Origin of the sequence: Micromonospora sp. WMMD1120 (genome assembly GCF_029626235.1) — a bacterium.
In the GTDB taxonomy this organism is placed as follows: Bacteria; Actinomycetota; Actinomycetes; order Mycobacteriales; family Micromonosporaceae; genus Micromonospora.
In genome coordinates, this window is record NZ_JARUBO010000005.1 from 721,982 (window position 1) to 740,569 (window position 18,588).

20 protein-coding genes are annotated in these 18,588 nt (G+C 73.2%); 9 read left to right on the forward strand and 11 right to left on the reverse strand.

Features of this window, described 5'->3' with window-relative positions:
- Together O7634_RS03490 and O7634_RS03495 are read right to left on the reverse strand one after the other, a co-directional pair.
- Positions 1 to 435 (reverse strand): VOC family protein, encoded by a 435-nt coding sequence (locus O7634_RS03490; protein ID WP_278148723.1) that lies wholly within the window; start codon positions 433 to 435, stop codon positions 1 to 3.
- Between the two features lie 31 nt (positions 436 to 466).
- Entirely contained in the window at positions 467 to 1,462 is a 996-nt protein-coding gene (locus O7634_RS03495) for a hypothetical protein (protein ID WP_278148724.1), read from the reverse strand.
- 177 nt (positions 1,463 to 1,639) lie between these two features.
- On the opposite strand from O7634_RS03495, the gene O7634_RS03500 reads away from it, so the two are divergent.
- The 4 genes from O7634_RS03500 to O7634_RS03515 all read left to right on the forward strand — a co-directional run bounded on the left by O7634_RS03500 (position 1,640) and on the right by O7634_RS03515 (position 5,497).
- Positions 1,640 to 2,818: an ATP-binding protein gene (locus O7634_RS03500; protein WP_278148725.1), complete on the forward strand. Its 1,179-nt coding sequence runs from the start codon at positions 1,640 to 1,642 to the stop codon at positions 2,816 to 2,818.
- 55 nt (positions 2,819 to 2,873) lie between these two features.
- A complete protein-coding gene (locus O7634_RS03505; protein ID WP_278153858.1) occupies positions 2,874 to 4,016 on the forward strand; it encodes a hypothetical protein in 1,143 nt (380 codons plus the stop codon).
- Positions 3,989 to 4,702 carry a response regulator transcription factor gene (locus O7634_RS03510; protein WP_278148726.1) on the forward strand — a complete coding sequence of 238 codons (714 nt, stop codon included), beginning with the start codon at positions 3,989 to 3,991 and terminating at the stop codon, positions 4,700 to 4,702. The genes O7634_RS03505 and O7634_RS03510 overlap by 28 nt, the downstream gene beginning before the upstream one ends.
- 72 nt (positions 4,703 to 4,774) lie before the next feature.
- Positions 4,775 to 5,497: a hypothetical protein gene (locus tag O7634_RS03515; protein ID WP_278148727.1), complete on the forward strand. Its 723-nt coding sequence runs from the start codon at positions 4,775 to 4,777 to the stop codon at positions 5,495 to 5,497.
- A gap of 227 nt (positions 5,498 to 5,724) precedes the next feature.
- Here O7634_RS03515 and O7634_RS03520 read toward each other — a convergent pair whose 3' ends face one another.
- The 4 genes from O7634_RS03520 to O7634_RS03535 form a co-directional block, all read right to left on the reverse strand.
- On the reverse strand, positions 5,725 to 6,477 hold the full coding sequence (locus O7634_RS03520; RefSeq protein ID WP_278148728.1) for a lysophospholipid acyltransferase family protein: 753 nt from the start codon (positions 6,475 to 6,477) through the stop codon (positions 5,725 to 5,727).
- A gap of 93 nt (positions 6,478 to 6,570) precedes the next feature.
- Positions 6,571 to 8,631: a glycogen debranching N-terminal domain-containing protein gene (locus tag O7634_RS03525; protein ID WP_278148729.1), complete on the reverse strand. Its 2,061-nt coding sequence runs from the start codon at positions 8,629 to 8,631 to the stop codon at positions 6,571 to 6,573.
- Positions 8,631 to 9,002 (reverse strand): SCP2 sterol-binding domain-containing protein, encoded by a 372-nt coding sequence (locus O7634_RS03530; protein WP_278148730.1) that lies wholly within the window; start codon positions 9,000 to 9,002, stop codon positions 8,631 to 8,633. The genes O7634_RS03525 and O7634_RS03530 overlap by 1 nt, the downstream gene beginning before the upstream one ends.
- Positions 9,003 to 9,406: 404 nt before the next feature.
- The gene (locus O7634_RS03535; protein WP_278148731.1) at positions 9,407 to 9,823 is read right to left on the reverse strand and encodes a CBS domain-containing protein; all 417 of its coding nucleotides are present in this window, start codon (positions 9,821 to 9,823) and stop codon (positions 9,407 to 9,409) included.
- A 235-nt stretch (positions 9,824 to 10,058) separates the two neighbouring features.
- On the opposite strand from O7634_RS03535, the gene O7634_RS03540 reads away from it, so the two are divergent.
- Positions 10,059 to 10,640, forward strand: a complete 582-nt coding sequence (locus tag O7634_RS03540; RefSeq protein WP_278148732.1) for a nucleotidyltransferase family protein — start codon at positions 10,059 to 10,061, stop codon at positions 10,638 to 10,640.
- A gap of 9 nt (positions 10,641 to 10,649) precedes the next feature.
- Here the strand turns inward: O7634_RS03540 and O7634_RS03545 are convergent, their stop codons facing one another.
- The 4 genes from O7634_RS03545 to O7634_RS03560 all read right to left on the reverse strand — a co-directional run bounded on the left by O7634_RS03545 (position 10,650) and on the right by O7634_RS03560 (position 15,096).
- Positions 10,650 to 11,126, reverse strand: coding sequence for a PPOX class F420-dependent oxidoreductase (locus O7634_RS03545; RefSeq protein WP_278148733.1), 477 nt, complete (start codon positions 11,124 to 11,126; stop codon positions 10,650 to 10,652).
- 100 nt (positions 11,127 to 11,226) lie between these two features.
- A complete protein-coding gene (locus O7634_RS03550; RefSeq protein WP_278148734.1) occupies positions 11,227 to 12,252 on the reverse strand; it encodes an aspartate-semialdehyde dehydrogenase in 1,026 nt (341 codons plus the stop codon).
- 220 nt (positions 12,253 to 12,472) lie between these two features.
- Entirely contained in the window at positions 12,473 to 13,810 is a 1,338-nt protein-coding gene (locus O7634_RS03555; RefSeq protein ID WP_278148735.1) for a pitrilysin family protein, read from the reverse strand.
- The gene (locus tag O7634_RS03560) at positions 13,807 to 15,096 is read right to left on the reverse strand and encodes a pitrilysin family protein (protein WP_278148736.1); all 1,290 of its coding nucleotides are present in this window, start codon (positions 15,094 to 15,096) and stop codon (positions 13,807 to 13,809) included. Before O7634_RS03560 ends, O7634_RS03555 begins: the two co-directional genes overlap by 4 nt.
- Before the next feature lie 101 nt (positions 15,097 to 15,197).
- Between O7634_RS03560 and O7634_RS03565 the strand changes: the two genes are divergently transcribed.
- A complete protein-coding gene (locus O7634_RS03565; RefSeq protein ID WP_278148737.1) occupies positions 15,198 to 15,941 on the forward strand; it encodes a phosphodiesterase in 744 nt (247 codons plus the stop codon).
- Here the strand turns inward: O7634_RS03565 and O7634_RS03570 are convergent.
- Positions 15,908 to 16,123, reverse strand: coding sequence for a hypothetical protein (locus O7634_RS03570; RefSeq protein WP_278148738.1), 216 nt, complete (start codon positions 16,121 to 16,123; stop codon positions 15,908 to 15,910). The two genes, O7634_RS03565 and O7634_RS03570, sit on opposite strands and share 34 nt — an antisense overlap.
- Before the next feature lie 273 nt (positions 16,124 to 16,396).
- Between O7634_RS03570 and O7634_RS03575 the strand changes: the two genes are divergently transcribed.
- The 3 genes from O7634_RS03575 (at position 16,397) to O7634_RS03585 (ending at position 18,572) form a co-directional block, all read left to right on the forward strand.
- Positions 16,397 to 17,491 carry a 3-deoxy-7-phosphoheptulonate synthase gene (locus tag O7634_RS03575; protein WP_278148739.1) on the forward strand — a complete coding sequence of 365 codons (1,095 nt, stop codon included), beginning with the start codon at positions 16,397 to 16,399 and terminating at the stop codon, positions 17,489 to 17,491.
- A gap of 644 nt (positions 17,492 to 18,135) precedes the next feature.
- Positions 18,136 to 18,357, forward strand: a complete 222-nt coding sequence (locus O7634_RS03580) for a hypothetical protein (RefSeq protein ID WP_278148740.1) — start codon at positions 18,136 to 18,138, stop codon at positions 18,355 to 18,357.
- Between the two features lie 23 nt (positions 18,358 to 18,380).
- Entirely contained in the window at positions 18,381 to 18,572 is a 192-nt protein-coding gene (locus O7634_RS03585) for a hypothetical protein (RefSeq protein WP_278148741.1), read from the forward strand.
- Positions 18,573 to 18,588: the final 16 nt, after the last annotated feature.

Consider the following 18,588-nt stretch of genomic DNA (forward strand, 5'->3'; position numbering starts at 1 on the left):
TCAGGCCGAGGTCGCCGCCACGCAGAACTCGTTGCCCTCCGGGTCGGCCATCACCACATGGCTGTGCTCGGACTCCGCCAGGACCCGGCCGCCGGCCCGCACCAACCTCTCCGCCTCCGCGGTGATCCGCGCCCACCGCTCGCTCGGGCTGCCGTGGCCCGGCACCCGGATGTCGATGTGCAGGCGGTTCTTCGCCGTCTTGGGCTCGGGCACGTTGAGGATGGAGAGGTGCGGGCCGACGCCGTCCGGGTCGCAGAGCCACGCGCCGTGCTCGGGCAGGTCGTCCTCCGGCAGGTCGAACTGGGCGTGCCACTCCTCGCGGCTGGCGAAGGGCGGTGGCGGCGGCTCGTCGACGTAACCCAGGGCGGTCTTCCAGAACGCGGCGAGCACCCGCGCGTCGGTGGAGTCGAGGGTCAGGGTGATCCTGGCTGCCATACCGGGACCGTAACGCCCACCCCCGACGTCCTCAGATCGGCCCGAGCAGTCTGCTCAGCGTGGCGTCGCCCTGACCGAGCTGCGCGCCGTCCGTCGACTCGACCAGGAAGCGGTGGCAGCCGTCGAGTTCGACGTACCGTTCGGGCCCTCCGCCGTCGAGTGGACGCAGCACCGCGAAGCGGCTCGCCGGGGTCGCGCAGTCGACCACCGCCCGGCGGTTGCCCAGCGCCCGCAGCACCCCCGCCTGTCGCTCGGCGGGCAGTTGTCCGCCGTACACGAAATCGCCCGCCGGTTTGCCACCACCCTGCTCGGACGGGGGCACCTGGTAGACGCAGAGCCGCAGTGGCCCGGCGGCCGGCGCGGCGACCGGACCGGGCGGCGCGGGGCGGCCCGTGCGGGTCCGCACCCAGACCATGTCCGACCACTGCGGCGCGCAACCGACGGCGTCGGCCGCCGGGTTTCCGAGCCGCCCCACGGTACGGGTGTCCACCGTGGTCCACTGCGGGCCGGCCAGCGCGGCGGTCACCTCGGCGCGCGGTTTGCCGCAGGGGTCGGTCGGCAGATAGGGCCGCAGCCAGCGCCCCCGGTCGTCGACCAGGGCCAGCCACGGCGGGATGACCATGTCGAGGGTGCAGGCGACCTCGCCGTCGCCCTTCTCGTTGGGCAGGCGCAGCGCGGCGAGCAGCGGCGCGATCTCCTGGGCCCGTCGTTCGGTGGCGATCTGCTCCTGGCCGCCGCCCGCGCCGGGTCGGATCTCCCGCCCGCAGAGCACGGCGGCGACCGGGGCGAACGCGGGGTCGATCCGCCCGATTGTCGGCTCGGGCACGGCTGACGCCGACGGCCGCGTGGTCGGCGCCGTGATCAGCTCGCCGGCCCGTGGCGCCGCAGTGGCGCAGGAGGTCCAGCCCTCGACGATCTGGGCCGGGCCGGGCTCCGTCGCCACCCCCGACTCGATGTCGGTGCCACCGCAGCCGCCCAGCGCCATGCCGAGCAGAGCCACCGCCAGTGCCGTGCGGGACGAGCGCATCTGGCTCACCACCTTTCCATCGGGGATGGGACGGACGACGGGGGCGTCCGGTTCCGTCCGGCGTCAGCGACACGACGCACACAGAGGGTCACGCAATGCCATCGGTCATGCTATTGTCCGATGTCGATCTACGCTGTGCGGACCCGGAACGGGTCGTTGTCGGAAGGACACTTCCCGATGCCGGCCGTTGCCACCCCGAGCGCGCCACCCCCCACGCTGGACAATCCGGCCGGCGGCGCGTTGAGCCTCATCTTCACCACGCTGCCGGCGCTGCTGCGACTGACCTGCGGGCTGGTGGGCGCGGCGGTCGCCCTGTCGGTGCGGACCCCACCCGTCGAGCCGGCGGTGCTGCTGCCCGTGGTGGCCGCGCTGACCGGCTGGTCGCTCTGGTACGCGTACCGCGCGCTCACCGAGGGGATCGGCCCGGTCCTCGTCGCCGGTGACGTCGCGGTCACCGCGACCGCCTGTGTCCTCATCCCCGTGCTGGTGGCGCCGGAGGTCCTACCCGGCGAGGGCAGTTGGATAGCGGTGCTGGCCAGCACGACGGTGATCAACACACAGGCCACCGCCTCGGCGCGCTGGTCGATCCCGGCCGGGCTGCTCGTGATCATCGCGTACGTGGTGGGCACGCAGGCGGCCGGCAACCCGACCGAGGCTCGGGCGCACACCGCCACCCTGCTGGCGCAGACCCTGTGCACGGCGATGATGGCGGCGGTGATGCGCCGCCGTATCGGCCGGGCCGACCGCGCCTTCGCCGAGCACCAGCGGCTCACCCGGGAGGCGCTGGTCGCGCGGGCCGCCCGCGACGCCGAACGGCAGCACAACCGCGACCTGCACGACACGGTGCTCGGCACGCTGACCATGGTGGGGCAGGGCGCGGTGGCCGGGCCCTCGGCGATCTTCCGCGATCGTTGCGTCGCTGACCTGCGTACCCTCGGAACGCCGCACGACGGCGGCCCGGTGGCCGGCGACGGTCCGGTGCCGCTCGACGCGCGGTTGTCGGCGGTGGCGGGCCGGCTGCCCGAGTTGGCGATGCGCCTGGACCTGGCCCCCTGCGCCGTCCCCGCCGGAGTGGCCGACGCGATCAGCGAGAGCGCCTACGCGGCGTTGTCGAACGTGCTCCGCCACGCGCCGGGCGTGGCGGCGACGCTGCGGTTGAGCCCCGACGCGATCGGCGTCGTGGTCGAGGTCGTCGACGACGGCCCCGGCTTCGACCCGGCCACCGTCCCACCGCATCGGTACGGCCTGCGCGAGTCGATCAGAGGGCGGATGGCGACGGTCGGTGGGCGGGCCGAGGTGTGTTCCGCCATCGGCGCGGGCACCCGGATCAGGCTGGAGTGGCCCGGTGTCGGCTGATCTCGGCGCTGCGGCGCACCCCACCGGCACGGCGGGCCCGCCGGCTTCCGTCAGCGTGCCCGCGCCACGGGAGCCGGTCGTCGCCGACGGGTTCGCCACGCCGGCCGCCGTGGCGCGGGCGTCCGACCGGGGCGCCCGGATCGCCGCCGTCGCCATCGCGCTGGCCTGGCACGTCGCGATCGGGCTGCCGGCGGTGCTGGCCGCGCGCGGGGAACTCGGCGCACCGGCGGTGGTGCTGGGCGCCTGGGTGCTGGTCGCCGTGACCGGCGCGGTGGCCGGCGTACGCCTGCTGCGCGCCCGGCCGCTGCCGCCGTGGCCGTTGGCCGGGCTGCTGCTGCTCGTCGACGCGGCCGTCTTCGCCGCGGCCGGTGAGCGGCAGTTGTTCACCGCCGCCAACTGGGTGTGGGGCACCCTCGGCTGGTTCTTCGTGCTGGCGGTGTGGGGCCGGCGGGTGGTGGCGCTGATCGCGCTGCTCAGCACGCACGCGTTGATCGCGCTGGTGGCCGTGCTCGGGCACGGCCCCGAACCGGCCGACGTCGCACGCTACGTGATGTACGTCTACGGCACGTTCTCGCTGCCGGTGGCGGTGTTCGTGGGCAGCGCGGTGATCGTCGACCTGGCACGGAAACGGGCCGCCGTGGCGGCTGCCGGCCACGCGATGGCCGCGGAGCGGGACGCGGCCGAGCGGGGCGTGCGGGAACGCCGCAACCGGCTGGCCCTGGTCAGCTCGGCCGCCGGGCGGGTCCTCGGCGAACTGGCCGACGGCCAGGCCGACCCGAACGACCCGGAGGTGCAGCGCCGCTGCATGCTGGCCGCGGCCCGGCTGCGCCGGCTGATCGCGGAGTCCGACGACGTGCCGGACCCGCTGCTCCACGAGTTGCGGGCCGCCGCCGACCTGGCGGAACGCAACGGGCTGCCGATCGACCTGGTCACCATCGGCACCCCGCCGCCACTGCCGGTAGAGGTCCGTCGCCGGCTGGCCGACCCACTCACCGGCACCCTGGCCGACGCCCGGGACTGGGCCCGGCTGACAGTGGTCTCCGGCCCGGACGAGGTGGTGGTCAGCCTGGTCACGCCCGACCGGCAGGGGCCGGAGGCGACCGGGCCACCGTCCGCCGAGCACGACGACGGGCCGGTGCGGTACCTCTACGAACGGGACGGGAACATCAGATGGGCGCAGACCCAGTGGCGGCGGTGAGCGACGGTCGGCCGGTCGGGGTGGCGATCGTCGACGATCACCCGGTGGTGGTGGAGGGTGTCCGCGCCTGGCTCGCCACCGAGCCGAGACTGACCGTTCTCGCCACCGGCGACGACCCGGACGTGGTGCTGCGGGCCGCGCCGGACGCCGACGTCGTGCTGCTCGACCTGCGACTGCACGGCCGGATGGCACTGGACAAGCTGGCCGAGCTGAGCGCCGCCGGCCGACGGGTGGTGGTCTACTCGGAGCACACCGACCCGCAGACGATGCTCGCCGCGCTGGACGCCGGCGCGGTGGCGTTCCTCGCCAAGCACGAGGGTCGGGAGCACTGTGTGGAGACCGTGCTGGCCGCCGCGAGCGACCGTCCGTACGTGCCGCCCGCGCTCGCCGGCGCGATGGTCGGCGACCCCCGGCCGGACCGACCCATGCTCTCCGACAAGGAGCGCGAGGCGCTGCTGCTCTGGTTCCAGTCGATGTCCAAGGCGTCGGTGGCCCGGCGGATGCAGATCAGCGAGCACACGGTGAAGCAGTACGTCGACAGGGCCCGGATCAAGTACACGAGGGCGGGCCGTCCGGCCGCCACCAAGGCGGCGTTACTCGCCCGCGCGATCGAGGACGGCCTCGTCCGCCCGGAGGAGATCGGCATCTACCGGTCAACGGCGAAGCACGACCGGCCGACCCCCTAACAGGTGTCATGACAGCGGCGGGCCGATCGGCGAGGCTTGACCGCACAGCCAGCTGACCGGGAGGTCGTGACGATGCATGCCGACGCGTCCCCCTTCTTCATCGGCCCGCACCGGTTCGACGCGCCGGACGACGGGATGACGCCCACCCTGGACCGCCGCTACCACCTGCGCCCGATGCCGGGCGAGCGAGTGCTCGGGCGGCACCAACTAATGGTCGCGGGCTACCTGCTCGGGCCGAGCGAGACACGACGCCGCTGGGGGCTGCCCGAGCCGGTCGCGGTGACGGTCACCGACCAGCGGATCTGCTGGGTGGGCAGCGGGTCACACCTGTCGCTGGTCGCCGACGGGACGCACCGGAGCCGACCGCCCGCCCGGCTGAACGGCCTGATGAGCGGCCAGATTCGTTGGCAGTGGCCGTCCCGCCTGGAGTTGCCGGCGACCGGTGCGGACGCACCCGCGCAGGTGTTGATCGTCTGCGACGCGCTCCGCACCATCCAGCAGCCGGCACTGGCCCTCGGCGGTCCACCGGCCGAGGTCATGGCGCTGGCCCGTCAGGTCCGCCGCGCGGTGGCCATGTTCCGGCTCAGCCGTCCGCACCTGGTGGACCTCTCGGCGCAGGAGCGGGACGTGCTGCTGCTGCGGGCCGGGCCCGGCCTGCTCGCCGGTGACACCCGGGTCACGCTGCCCGGCTCGTTGCCCGTCGAGTTCCACTCCCGCGACGACTACTACCGCTCCCGGCCGGAACCGACCTCGTGGCGCGGGCTCGCCGGCGGCGCGGCGTCCGGAGACTGGTGAGACGACCGGACCGCTGAGACGGCCGGCCCGTGCGACGGCCGGGCCCGGGCGACGGCCGGGCCGGTACGGGCGGCCGGGCCAGCGCGGGCGGCCGGGCCAGCGCGGGCGGCCGGGCCAGCGCGGGCGGCCGGGCCAGCGCGGGCGGCCGGGGCCGGGCGGCGGCCCGGCGAGGGCCGCCCGGCGGCGGCTGGACGGGTTCGGTGCGGCTCGCGCCGGGCGACCCGGTGTCAGGCGCTGGTGGCGCGTTGCTCGGCGGCGGCGTCCAGCGCGGCGGCCTCCTCCGGGGTGGGCGCGCCGCCGCCCAGGTGCGCGGGCTGCCACCAGGTGTCGTCCGGGCCCGCCGGCTTGTCCGGATAGGTCCGCTGCGCGCGGTCGACGAGGGCGCTGAGCCGGGTGGTCAGCTCGGCGGCGAGCGCGTTCGGGTCCGGGAAGTCCGCCGGGTCGATCGGCTCGCCGACCAGAATGGTGATCGGGGTGTGCCGGCGGGTGAGGGTGCGCGGCCGGCCCTTGGTCCAGAGCCGCTGCGTGCCCCACAGCGCGACCGGCAGCACCGGCACCTTCGCCGAGCGGGCCATCCGCACCGTGCCGCTCTTCAGTTCCTTCACGGTGAAGGACTGGCTGATCGTGGCCTCGGGAAAGACGCCGACGACCTCGCCGCTCTTGAGCGCGGCCACCGCGGCCCGGAACGAGGCCGCTCCCGCCTGCCTGTCCACCGGGATGTGCCGCATGCCGCGCATCAGCGGGCCGGAGATCTTGTGCGCGAACACCGACTCTTTCGCCATGAACCGGACCAACCGGCCCGAGGCGTTCGCGCCCAGGCCGGCGAAGATGAAGTCGAGGTAGCTGACGTGGTTGCTGGCCAGGACCGCCCCGCCGGTACGGGGTACGTGGTGGGCGCCCTCAATGGTGATCTTCAGGTCGAGGAGACGGAACATCGTCTTGGCGGCGGCGATCACTGGCGGGTACACGAGCTCCGGCATCCGCAGAATCTACCCCGACGAGCAGGAGTTCGGCGCGGTGGCGAACCGGCGGTGACGTGGTCAGCGCCACCGCCGGCTCCGCCGCCGGGTCACTCAGTCGCCGAGGTTGTCCAGGGTCAGCCGGCCCCGGGCGAACGCGTCCACCCGACCCCAGCGACCCGGGATGTCCAGCACCTCGATACGGCCCATCCCGACCGGCAGGCGTGGCTCGACCGCCAGGTGACCGCCATGCGGCTCCAGGCCGAGCATGGTCCGCAGCAGCAACAGCGGCGTACCCGTCGACCACGCCTGCGGGCTGCACGCCGTCGGGTACTCCACCGGGAACTTGGTCAGCTCGCGTGGGTAGCCGCCGAACGCCTCCGGCAACCGGCCGTCGAAGTAGGTGGCCGCGTCCAGGATGCCGCTGGCGATGGTCGCGGCCTCCTCGGCGAAGCCGTACCGCCGTAGACCCCAGGCGATGAACGAGTTGTCGAACGGCCAGATCGTGCCGTTGTGGTAGCCGATCGGGTTGTACCGGATCTCGCCCTCGGCGAGCGTACGCACCCCCCAGCCGGAGAACAGTCGCGGCCCGACCAGGTGCGCGGCCAGCTTCTCGGCGCGCTCGGGCTCGACGATGCCGCTCCACAGCAAGTGACCGTTGTTGGAGCTGAGGATGTCGCACTGGCGGCCGTCCGGGTCCAGGGCCAGGGCGAAGAACTCGCCGTCGGCCACCCACCACTCCCGGTTGAACCGCTCCTTCAGCTCCGCCGCCTCCCGCTCCAACTGGTCGGCGAACTCCGGGTCGTCCCAGAACTCCCGGGCCAGCCGGGCCGCGCGGACCTTCGCGTCGTACGCGTACCCCTGCACCTCGCACGTCGCGCGCGGAAACGGCGGCAGCGTGCCGTCGGAGTAGGAGATCGAGTCCCAGGAGTCCTTCCAGCACTGGTTCTCCAGGCCGGTGTCGGTGTTGCGCCGCTCGTACCAGATGTAGCCGTTACCGACCAGGTCGGCGTAGTTGTCGATCCACCGCAACGCCGCCCGGGACTCCTGCTCCAACTCCTTGACCAGCGCGACGTCCCCGGTCCAGCGCTCGTACTCGTCGAGCAGCACGACGAACAGCGGCGTCGCGTCCACCGAGCCGTAGTACGGCGAGTGGGGCTGCTCCTCGAAGGCCGCCGTCTCGCCGTAGCGCATCTCGTGCAGGATGCGCCCGGGGTCCTCGTCCCGGAAGTCGTCGAACCGGCTGCCCTGCAGCGCGGCCAGGATGCGCAGCGTGGTCTTCGACAACTGCGGGGTGAACGGCAGCGTCTGGAGGCAGGTGAGAATGCTGTCCCGACCGAACATGGTCATGAACCAGGGCAACCCGGCGGCCGGCAGGGTCGCCCCGCCCAGCGACAGCGGCGAGAAGCGCAGCGCCGCCAGGTCGATCAGGCTGCGCCGGTACGTGCTGGCCACCCGCCCGTGCTCACTGTTGACCTTCGGGGCGTCGGCGATCCACTGCTCCAGGTCGCGCTGGAGCTCCTGCCGCTCGGTGTCGTGCACGCGCACGCCGAGTCGTAGGTCCCGGCCACCCGGCCCGACCGCGCGGGTCTCGACGTGGATCGCGGCCTCCCACTGCTCGTTGGGCTCCAGGTGCACTGTGTACGCGAACCCCTTGCTGTCGTAACGGGGTCCCATGGTCGACGAGATGACGGTCTCGCGCCGGAAGTTGCCCCGGCGGTAGCCCAACCGCAGCCGGTCCGACTCCACCTCGGTGAAGGTCTCGCCCTTCTTGTTCAGGATCTCGTCCTTCACCTGGAACAGGTCGGCGAAGTCCGACGCCGCGTCCATCCGCACTTCCAGGTCGACCGGCTTCTCGTCGTGGTTGAGGATGGTGACCTGCTCCCGGAAGCTCCCGCCCACCGCGCGCTCCCGGATGATCGACAACTTGGCGTCCACGTAGTGCGTGGCCATGCCCGGGACGAGGAAGAACCGCGACTCGTAGTACTGGAGGTCGTCGAAGGAGAGCGAGTTGAGCCGCTCACCGTTGACGCTCAGCACCCAGGTCGACAGGAACCGCGTGTCGAGGGAGAACAGCCCGGTGGGCTCGGTCGGTGTCGCCTCGATGTCGCCGGTGTCCTCGCAGACGACGAACGTGCTGCCGTCCAGGATCCGGATCGTGTTGCTCTGTCCCATCAGCGCGCTCCCCCCACGAAACGGCGACGCGGCCCACGGGCGTCCGGGGAACCGGGGAAGATCCGTTCCACCTGGACGATGAGACGGGCGTCGCCGGTGACCGTCATGTCGCCCCGCAACACCGCGGCCAGACCGTGCTCCCGGCCCGCGGCGACGTCGTCGAAGAGCACCGGGTCCGCGCCGATCACCGTGTCGGCCTCCTGGTCCTCCTGGCTGATGTTCAGCCGACCGTGGTCGATCCTCAGCAGCCAGTGCCGGGTCTGCGCCCCCTCGTGCAGGTCGATGCGCAGCGTCCCGGAGGTCTTCGCCAACAGGGGCTCGTACCCCCGCCGGTCCAGGTCCTCGAAGAACCTCGTGGTCGCGTCCACCATCGGGTCGACTCCTCCCAGTTGCCGGGCCGCACGTCCCCGCACGGGTCCCCGCCGCTCCCCCAATCAACCTCGCCCAAATCGGGTGACCCCCACCCCACCCCACCCTCCCCCGGCCACCCACCCTCCCCCGGCCGCCCACCCTCCCCCGGCCGTCCGCCCTCCCCCGGCCGTCCGCCCTCCCCCGGTGATCATGAAGTTAGCGCCAGCGGCACCGGCGTGTCGTGACGCTAACTTCATGATCATCTGGGGGAGGGCGGGGGCGTGGGGCGGGGCGGGGGCGGGGGCGTGGGGCGGGGCGGGGGCGGGGGCGTGGGGCGGGGCGGGGGCGGGGGCGGGGGCGGGACGCGGCGGCGCCCGGCTCTTCCCGAATGGGAAGAGCCGGGCGCGTGGCCTGCGGCGGGCCGTCAGTTGTTCGGGTCGTCGGCGCTGATGTCAGCGAGCACCGACTGCGGTTCGCGTTCGACGGCGAGGTCACCCATCGAGACCAGGCCGACCAGCCGCCCGTCGTCGATCACCGGAAGCCGGCGCACGGCGTACGTGCGCATCAGGTCCGCGGCGGCCACCGCGTCGTCGTACTGGCTCACCGTGATCACGTCGCGGGTGGTGATCTGGTTCAGCCGGGTCGAACCCGGATCCATGTTCTCCGCGACGCCACGAACCGCGATGTCCCGGTCCGTCACGATGCCGACCACGTTGTCGCCGTCGGTCACCACCACGTCGCCGATCGCGCTGTCACGCATCTCCTGCGCGGCCGAGACGAGCGTGTCGTTGCCGTCCATCGTCACCAACCGGGTCGTCATGAACTCTCCGACCGTTGTCATGGTGCTCCCCTCTCGGTGTCGGCACGGGCCGTCTACCCGCCGCCCGGGAGGGGGTAACGCGGAGCACCCGCCCGGGAGGGGGTAACGCGGAGCACCCGCCCGGCCGGCCGTGCGGGTACGGCGTCCACACGCCGTACCGGAGGGTCGGGCTTCCTCGGCCGCCGCATCCCGACCCCCGGTGTCCGGCGAAGCAGGGCGGTACGCCGGCCGACGACCGCGCGTCTACCGTGGCCCGGTGACGGCGAGCGAACAGGAACTGGCCCAGCTCGTGCTCGGCAGCGGTTGGCTGACCCGGGCGCTGACCGTCGTTCGTGACTCGGGGCTGCCCGACGCCTGGATCGGCGCGGGCGCCGTACGCGACCTGGTCTGGAGCGAACGGTACGGCGACGGCTTCGACCCCACCGCCGTACGGGACGTCGATGTGGTGTTCTTCGACCCCATGAGGCTGACCCGCGACGACGACCGGCACGCCACCGCCCGACTGGCGGCGGCCTGGGCGGACCCGCCGTGGGAGGCACGCAACCAGGCGGCGGTGCACACCTGGTACGCGGCGAAGTTCGGCGGCGACCCGATCGAGCCGTACCGCAGCGTGGCCGAGGCGGTGGCCACCTGGCCGGAGTACGCGACAGCCGTGGCCGTCCGCCTGGCGCCCGACGACCGGCTGGAGGTCTGTGCCCCGTACGGTCTGATGGATCTGTTGGGCGGAATCTGGCGTCACAACCCGGCCCGGGTGGACGTGGCCCTGTCGCGGCAGCGGTTGGCACGGCAACGGCCGGCGCAACGGTGGCCCGGCGTAGTGGTGATCGAGCCCGGCTGACCGACGGCGTCAGCCCCGGGGCGGCATCCCGTAGAGGCGTTCCACGTGTACGCGCAGCACCAGTCGCCCCTCGTCGACCATCGCCTGCCGGTACTCGTCCCAGTCGGGGTGCTCGCCGCGCAGGCTCCGGTAGAGCGTCACCAGCTCCTCGACGGTGTCGTCGTCGACCCGGGCGGCGGGTGGGGTCAGCTCGGCGCGTCCCTCGGCCACCGCGTACGCCCAGCCGTCCTCGCTGCTGACGTGGAAGCTGGCCCGTGGGTCCCGGCGCAGGTTGGCGGTCTTGGCGCGGCCGGTGGTGACCGAGATCCGGATCAGGTCCGCGTCCCGGTCGAAGGAGTAGACCACATTGGACAGCTGCGGCCGCCCGTCCCGCTTGATCGTGGCGAGCACGCCCATCGAGCGGCCGGCGACCAGATCGGTCAACGCCTGCTGGGTGCGGTCATCCGGCACGGTTACCTCCCGGTGCGACTGTCGGCTCCGTCCCATCCAAGCACGGCTGACCGGCCCCCGCCGGTGACCGAGGCACGCCGCCACGACACCGGGCCCCCGCCGACGCGCGGCGAGGGCCCGGGGAGATCACGCCTGTTCAGCGACGCTCGGCGGCGACCAACTCGGCGAGCTGCACCGCGTTGAGGGCGGCACCCTTGCGAAGGTTGTCGTTCGAGCAGAACAGCGCCAGCCCGTACTCCACCGTCTCGTCGGCGCGGATGCGCCCCACGTAGGTCGGGTCCTGGCCGGCGGCCTGCAACGGCGTGGGAACGTCGGTCACCGCCACCCCGGGCGCGCCGGTGAGCAGCTCGTGGGCGCGCTGCGGGGTCAGCGGCCGGGCGAACCGGGCGTTGATCTGCAACGAGTGACCGGTGAAGACCGGCACCCGGACGCAGGTGCCGGACACCTTCAGGTCGGGGATCTCCAGGATCTTGCGGCTCTCGTTGCGGAGCTTCTGCTCCTCGTCGGTCTCGAACGAGCCGTCGTCGACTATCGAACCGGCCAGCGGGAGGACGTTGAAGGCGATCGGCTCGGCGAACGAGCGCGGGGCGGGGAACTCCACCGCCGACCCGTCGAAGGCCAGCCCGGCGGCGTTCTCGGCGACCTTGCGGACCTGCTCGTCCAGCTCGGCGACGCCGGCCAGGCCGGCGCCGGAGACCGCCTGGTACGTCGAGACGACGAGACCGACCAGGCCGGCCTCGGCGTGCAGCGGGCGCAGGACCGGCATAGCGGCCATCGTGGTGCAGTTCGGGTTGGCGATGATGCCCTTCGGCCGGTTAGTGGCCGCGTGCGGGTTGACCTCGGCCACCACCAGCGGCACCAGGGGATCCATCCGGAAGGCGGAGGAGTTGTCGATCACTACGGCACCGGACTCGGCGACCCGGGGCGCCAACTCCCGCGCCGTGCCCTTACCGGCCGAGAAGAGCACGATGTCGAGCCCGGAGTAGTCGGCCGTCGCGGCGTCCTCGACGGTGACCTCTTCGTCGCGCCACGGCAGCGTACGCCCGGCCGATCGCGCCGAGGCGAACAACCGCACCTGCTCCGCCGGGAACTCGCGCTCCGCCAGCACCTGCCGCATTACGCCACCGACCTGACCGGTGGCACCCACAATGCCGATCCTCATGCCCGCGAGGCTACCCAGCCCAGCCCGCCAACCGGGACCCCTTTCCCACCCCCCGGTCCGGCATCACACCCCCACCCCCTCCCGGCCCCCGCGTCCGCGCCCCCCGGTTGATCATGAAGTTATCGCCACGACACGCCGCCGAAAACGACAACAACTTCATGATCAACCGGGGGGCGCGGGGGCGGCGGGGACCGGGCCGGACGCCGGGGTGGGGGTCGGGTTAGGGGGTTAGGGTGCCCAGGTTTGCTGTGGTCAGGGCTTCGCGGATGGTGGCGGCGTCGCCTTCGATGACCAGGGTCAGCGAGTTCGGGTGCAGGTGGGTGGCGGCCGCGGCGGACACCTGGTCCACGTCGGCGGCGAGCAGCGACTCCCGCAACCGCGCGTGGTAGTCGTCCGGCAGGTCGTGCACCACGAGCGTGGTCAGGGCGGAGGCGATGGCCCGAGGGCTCTGCAACTCCACCGAGAGCTGCCCGGCCCGCCAGGACCGGGCCACCGCCAGCTCCTCCTCGGTCACCCCGGTCTCCTGGGTACGGGTGATCTCGCCCACCGCCTCGACCAGGGCCGGCGCGGTGACCGCCGTCTGCACCCCGGAGCTGACCGCGAACCGGCCGAACCGCCGGGACGAGGCGAAGTCGGCCCGGACGCCGTAGGTGTAGCCGTGCACCTCGCGGAGCAGGTGGTTGAGGCGGGAGGTGAACGCCCCACCGAGCACCGTGCCGGCGAGCGTCATCGGCACGTGGTCGGGGTGCGCCCGGTGCGGCGACGGGTGCCCCAGCCGCAGCGTGGACTGCACCGACCCGGGTCGGTCCACCAGGATGATCCGCCGGTCGGCGCGCAGCGGCACCTCGATGGGACCGCCCCGCTCGGCCGGGCCGCCGCCGGTGCCGGCGAACGCCGCGGCGCCGAGCGCGTCCAGGTCGACACGGTCCAGGTCACCGGCGACGACGAGGGTGCCGGGGCGGAGGAACCACTCGGAGTGGAAGACCGTCACGTCCTCCACGTCGAGCGCGGCGACGGAGTCCGGGTCGCCGTACATCGGTCGTCCCCAACGGTTCGCCACGCCGAACAGGTCGGCGCGCAGCGCCGCATCGGCGCGCGGGCCCGGATTGGCCCAGTCCATCCGCAGCGCGGTGGCCTCGTCGTCGCGCACCCGCCGGACGTCGGCCGGGTCCAGTCGGGGCGTCCGGACCGCCTCGGCGAGCAGTTCGACGGCGGCGCTGAGCCGGTCCACCGGGACCACCACGCTGGCCTGGAAGGAGTCCCAGTCCAGGCCGGTCGACAGGGCGGTGCCGAGCCCTTCGACGGCGAGCGCGTACGCGGCGGCGTCCCGTTGCGCGGTGCCCTCCTCCAACGCCTTGGCCAGCACCCCGGACAGGCCCTCCTTGCCCAGCGGCTCCTGACCCGCGCCGACGTCGAGCAGGAGCAGGGCCACGGCGAGGTTCTGCCCGGGCAGGTGCGCGGCGACGACCTGACCGCCGGCCACGGTCCGGCGGACCACCGGCGGAAACCGGTACGGGCGGGCGGCGCCCGGGCCGGGACGGTCGGCGATCAGCGTCATGAGGTCTCCTCGGGCAGGTAGGTCAGGATCACCCGGTCGGTGGCGAGCACGTCGGCGGCGACCTCGGCGATCTGTTCGGCGGTGACCGCGAGCAGGGCGGGCAACTGGTCGGCGACGCGGGCCGGGTCACCGAACTGGGTGGCGTACCGGCCGAGCAGGTCGGCGCGTCCGTCGACGGTGGACAGTTGCCGCCACCAGCCGGTGCTGAGCAACGCCTTGGCCCGGTCCAGCTCGGCGGCGGTCACCGGCACGGTGGCCAGCTCGTCGACAACCTCGGTGAGCCCTTCTGCCAGCCGCTCGGCGCTCACTCCGGGGCGGGCGGTGACGGTGGCGATCAGCGGCGCCGGGGCGTGTGCGAGGTCCACCCCGTACGCCCCGACCAGGTCCGGCTGGGCGATCCGCTCGCCGTCGGCGAGCCGCTGGTAGAGCCGGCTGCCCCGGCCGCTGCCGAGGACGGTGGCGAGCACGGTGACCACGTCGTATCCGGGGCTGCCGAACGGGTGGGTGCGGTGGGCGACGTACACCCGTGGCGCCGGCACGTCGGCTCTGACCGACTCGATGGCGGTCTGCCCGGTCGACGGAACGCTGCGCCCGTCCGGGGCAGGCGCGATGTCGTCGCGGGCGGGCAGCGCGCCGAAGTACTTGTCGGCGAGCGCGAACACGTCCGCCGCTGTGGCGTCGCCGACCACGGTGAGCACCGCGTTGTTCGGCGCGTAGTAGGTCTGGTGGAACGCCTGGAAGGTGGCGAGGTCGGCGGCGTTGAGGTCGGCCATCGAGCCGATGGTCGCGTGGTGGTAGGGGTGCCCCGGCGGGTAGAGCAGCGGCAGCAGGCGCAACCAGGCGTCGCCGTACGGCACGTTCTCGTAGCGCTGCCGGCGTTCGTTCTTGACCACGTCGCGCTGGTTGTCGAGCGTCTCCTGGGTCAGGGCGGGCACCAGGCCGCCCATCCGGTCCGCCTCCAGCCAGAGCGCCAACTCCAGGTGCTCGGCCGGGACCGTCTCGAAGTAGTTCGTCCGGTCCGGGTTCGTGGTGGCGTTGAGCGAACCGCCGGAGCCCTGGATCAGTTTCATGTGTTCGGTCTTGGCCACGTTCACCGAACCTTCGAACATCAGGTGCTCGAAGAGGTGGGCGAAACCGGTCTGCCCGGCTGGCTCGTGCCGGGAGCCGACGTCGTACCAGAGGTTGACGGCCACGGCGGGCGCCGTGCGGTCCTCGCTCACCACCACGCGCAGGCCGTTGTCCAGTCGGGACGTCTCGATGGGCCAGGGGTAACCACTGTCGGGCATGTCCCGACGCTATCCGATCTCCCGGGTGGAAAGGTGACGTGCTGTCGGTCGGCGAGCCGACCCGCCGGCATCGGGAGCGCCGCTCGGGGTATCGGGGGGCCATGACCGTCACCCCGCCACCGTCCCGGCCCGCCACCCGGGCCGCCGTCGAGCGCGCCAGCGCCGCGCTCGCCCGGCTGCGCCGAGGCCGCCTGCTGCATCCGGCCGGTCGCTCGTTCGCCGGCGAGACCATGATCTGGGGTACGCCGGGACCACCGACCGGGGTGGGTCTGCTGGACGACCCCGGCCGGTATCCGACCACCGTACGGCTCTCCAAGGGGACGCCGACCCCGGGCAGTTGGCCGGACGTGCTGGGCCTCGCGCTGCGCCTGCACCACGACTCGGGTCGCCCGTTCGACCTGCTGGTCAGCTCCAGCGGCGCAGCCCCGCTGCTGCGGAACCTGCCGCTGCCCCGGCGTCGCTTCACCGGGACGTACAGCACGATCGTGAGCTACCGGGTCGGCCGCCGCCGGCTCTGGCTGGCCGCGCTCGCCGACCCGGAGGCCGTCGACCTCGGTCGCAGCCTCGCCGCGGTGGCCGCGGCGACCCGAGCGGACACGCCACGCCTGGTGCTCGCGGTCGCGTCCGCCGTGGGGCCGTGGCGGGCGGTCGGACAGGTCAGCCTCGGCGCCCAGCTCAGCGCCGAGGCCGACCTGGCGCTCGCGTTCGATCCGGTGCACAACCTGCCGACCGAGTTGCGGATGGCGGGTCCGGTGGCCGTCCTGCGCGACCTGACCTACCGGGGGTCGCGCCGGGCCCGCGGCGCGACCGCTCAGTCCGGCGGCTCGACCGCGGCCACCGTCTGATCGGAGGTACGACGTTCCAGCACGGTGTCGGGGGCCGCGTTCTGGTCCTCCGTGCGCATGTCCGACTCGGCGAGGATGGCCGCCGCCTGCGCCTGCGGGTCGTCGCTGCCGACCGCCGCCTCCTCGGGCAGAAGGTGGGCGCGGGACTCCACCCGATCCTGATCGCTCTGCTCAATAGTCATGGCTCCACTGATACCCAGACCACATCCGCGCCACGCGATGTCCGCCCCGCATGTTGGGACGACCGACCGGACATCGCCGTCGGGTCGGGTACGCTGGCCCGGTGACGCGTTCCTATCGATGGTTTAGGCAGCCGGCTCGCACGCCGGTGACTTCACCATGAACTGACGTCACCACGAATCGAGCCGGCCGGGCAGGAGCTGTCGTTCCTGCCCTTTTGCGTACGAGCAGCCGGCTCGTCCCGGGCACCGGCCCCGGGCACGGTCGGCGGAAGGATGCCCACCGTGACGACCCCGGAGACCGATCGGGTCAGCGATCAGCGGATCGACCGCGTCGTGCCGCTGACCACGCCCGCTCTGCTGCACCACGAGTTACCCCTCGACGCTCCGCTCGCGTCGGCCGTGCTGACCGGCCGCCGGGCGGTCAGTCGTGTGCTCGACCGCGAGGACGACCGCCTGCTGGTGGTGGTCGGCCCCTGCTCGGTGCATGATCCGGCCGCCGCGCTCGACTACGCGCAGCGTCTGCGCCTGGCGGCCGACCGGCTCGCCGACGACCTGCTGATCGTCATGCGGGTCTACTTCGAGAAGCCGCGCTCCACCGTCGGCTGGAAGGGCCTGATCAACGATCCGGGCCTGGACGGCAGCGGGGACGTCAACACCGGCCTGCGACTGGCCCGGGCGCTGCTGCTGGACGTGCTGCGCCTCGGCTTGCCGGTGGGTTGCGAGTTCCTCGACCCGATCACCCCGCAGTACATCGCGGACACGGTGGTCTGGGGCGCGATCGGCGCCCGTACGGTGGAGAGCCAGGTGCACCGACAGCTCTCCTCCGGCCTGTCGATGCCGATCGGCATGAAGAACCGCCCGGACGGCAGCATCAGCACGGCGGTGGACGCGATCCGCGCCGCCGGAGTGCCGCACGTCTTCCCCGGCATCGACTTCTCCGGAACCCCGGCGATCATGCACACCCGGGGCAACACGGACGGGCACCTGGTGCTGCGCGGGGGCGGTGGCCGGCCCAACTACGACGCGGAGTCGGTCGCCGGCGCGCTCGACCTACTGCGCGCGGCCGACCTGCCGGAGCGGCTGGTGATCGACGCCAGCCACGCCAACAGCGGCAAGGACCACCGCAACCAACCGCTGGTGGCAGCGGACGTGGCGGCCCAACTGGCCGCCGGTCAGCGCGGGATCACCGGCATCATGCTGGAGTCTTTCCTGCTGCCCGGCCGGCAGGATCTCGACCCGACCCGGGAACTCGAGTACGGCCGGTCGGTCACCGACGCCTGCCTCGGCTGGGACGACACCGCCGAGGTGCTGGACCATCTGGCGTCGGCGGTGCGGGCCCGCCGCGCCACCCTGCCGACGATGGCCTGACCCAACGTGACCCCCGTCACTCCGGCTCCCGGAACACGAGCCGGTGTGGGCTGGTTGACTGGGGTGTCGGTGTGTCCAGTGTCCCCGGGCCTCACCTAAATCGCCTCCGCGGAATACCGTTCGGCTGGAGCCGCGCAGTGCCACTCGCCGAGAGGCGACCTGCACACCGACACCAGCGCCGCCCCCGGCCCACAAGGCCGGGGGCGGCGCTGTCTGTCAGCCCGAACACCGCGTGAGGTGGCCACGGCCGGCCCCTATCCGCGCCGGCGGCCGCGAGCGCCCGCGCCGCACCCGGCGCGGGCGCGGCAGCCGGCGCGGGCGCGGCAGCCGGCGCGGGCGCGGCAGCCGGCGCGGGCGCGGCAGCCGGCGCGGGCGCGGCAGCCGGCGCGGGCGCGGCAGCCGGCGCGGGCGCGGGCGCGACCACAGCGACAGGTCCGCCGGCCACTTCGGAAGAACCTGCCACGACACCGGTCGCCCCCTTTGCTCTGCACCCGCCGATGCGACACTCACCGTGCGTGACTGGTGCGCGGATGGGTGCAGAGCAAAGGGGGCGGGTGGCGTCATCGATGGCGGCCCCGGGGCGCTGAACGGCGTTTGACCGATTCCGGCCCGGGTAGCTGATCGAGGTGACCGACGATCCATCAGTGGCCACCGAATCGGTGGCCGACGAACCGCCCACCCGGCCCATCGACGCCCTGCTCGACGACGTCTTTCGCGGGCAGGAACGGGTCGACCAGGGCGAGATCTACCGTCGGGCGGTGGCCGCCGGGCTTCCGGCCGACCTGCTCACCCGCGTCGACTCGCTGCCCGAGGGTGAGTACTCGGTGGACGAGGCCAGTGACCTGCTGGGCGGCACCCTCGGGTGAGCGACGGCAGAAAGGGACACGACATGAACCACGAGGACCAGCACGACGAGGTTCCGGCGCTGGGTCAGCCCCCGAAGGGCCGGGACACCACGCCCGAGCCGGATTTCGCCAACGAACACGACCGCACGGCAGTGGACCGGGACATCATCACCGGGGACGACAGCGGCGAACGCGAGCCGGAGTCGCCGCACGGTTGGTCCGGTATGCAGCGTTGAGGCGTACACCAGAAAA

Coding starts and splice junctions, on each gene's coding strand:
- O7634_RS03565 (WP_278148737.1), top strand. CDS start 15,198: ATGACCGTCACCCCGCCACCGTCCCGGCCCGCCACCCGGGCCGCCGTC.
- O7634_RS03560 (WP_278148736.1), bottom strand. CDS start 15,096: ATGCCCGACAGTGGTTACCCCTGGCCCATCGAGACGTCCCGACTGGAC.
- O7634_RS03555 (WP_278148735.1), bottom strand. CDS start 13,810: ATGACGCTGATCGCCGACCGTCCCGGCCCGGGCGCCGCCCGCCCGTAC.
- O7634_RS03585 (WP_278148741.1), top strand. CDS start 18,381: ATGAACCACGAGGACCAGCACGACGAGGTTCCGGCGCTGGGTCAGCCC.
- O7634_RS03515 (WP_278148727.1), top strand. CDS start 4,775: ATGCATGCCGACGCGTCCCCCTTCTTCATCGGCCCGCACCGGTTCGAC.
- O7634_RS03525 (WP_278148729.1), bottom strand. CDS start 8,631: ATGGGACAGAGCAACACGATCCGGATCCTGGACGGCAGCACGTTCGTC.
- O7634_RS03575 (WP_278148739.1), top strand. CDS start 16,397: ATGCCCACCGTGACGACCCCGGAGACCGATCGGGTCAGCGATCAGCGG.
- O7634_RS03490 (WP_278148723.1), bottom strand. CDS start 435: ATGGCAGCCAGGATCACCCTGACCCTCGACTCCACCGACGCGCGGGTG.
- O7634_RS03500 (WP_278148725.1), top strand. CDS start 1,640: ATGCCGGCCGTTGCCACCCCGAGCGCGCCACCCCCCACGCTGGACAAT.
- O7634_RS03530 (WP_278148730.1), bottom strand. CDS start 9,002: ATGGTGGACGCGACCACGAGGTTCTTCGAGGACCTGGACCGGCGGGGG.
- O7634_RS03520 (WP_278148728.1), bottom strand. CDS start 6,477: ATGCCGGAGCTCGTGTACCCGCCAGTGATCGCCGCCGCCAAGACGATG.
- O7634_RS03545 (WP_278148733.1), bottom strand. CDS start 11,126: ATGGGACGGAGCCGACAGTCGCACCGGGAGGTAACCGTGCCGGATGAC.
- O7634_RS03535 (WP_278148731.1), bottom strand. CDS start 9,823: ATGACAACGGTCGGAGAGTTCATGACGACCCGGTTGGTGACGATGGAC.
- O7634_RS03510 (WP_278148726.1), top strand. CDS start 3,989: ATGGGCGCAGACCCAGTGGCGGCGGTGAGCGACGGTCGGCCGGTCGGG.
- O7634_RS03570 (WP_278148738.1), bottom strand. CDS start 16,123: ATGACTATTGAGCAGAGCGATCAGGATCGGGTGGAGTCCCGCGCCCAC.
- O7634_RS03550 (WP_278148734.1), bottom strand. CDS start 12,252: ATGAGGATCGGCATTGTGGGTGCCACCGGTCAGGTCGGTGGCGTAATG.
- O7634_RS03495 (WP_278148724.1), bottom strand. CDS start 1,462: ATGCGCTCGTCCCGCACGGCACTGGCGGTGGCTCTGCTCGGCATGGCG.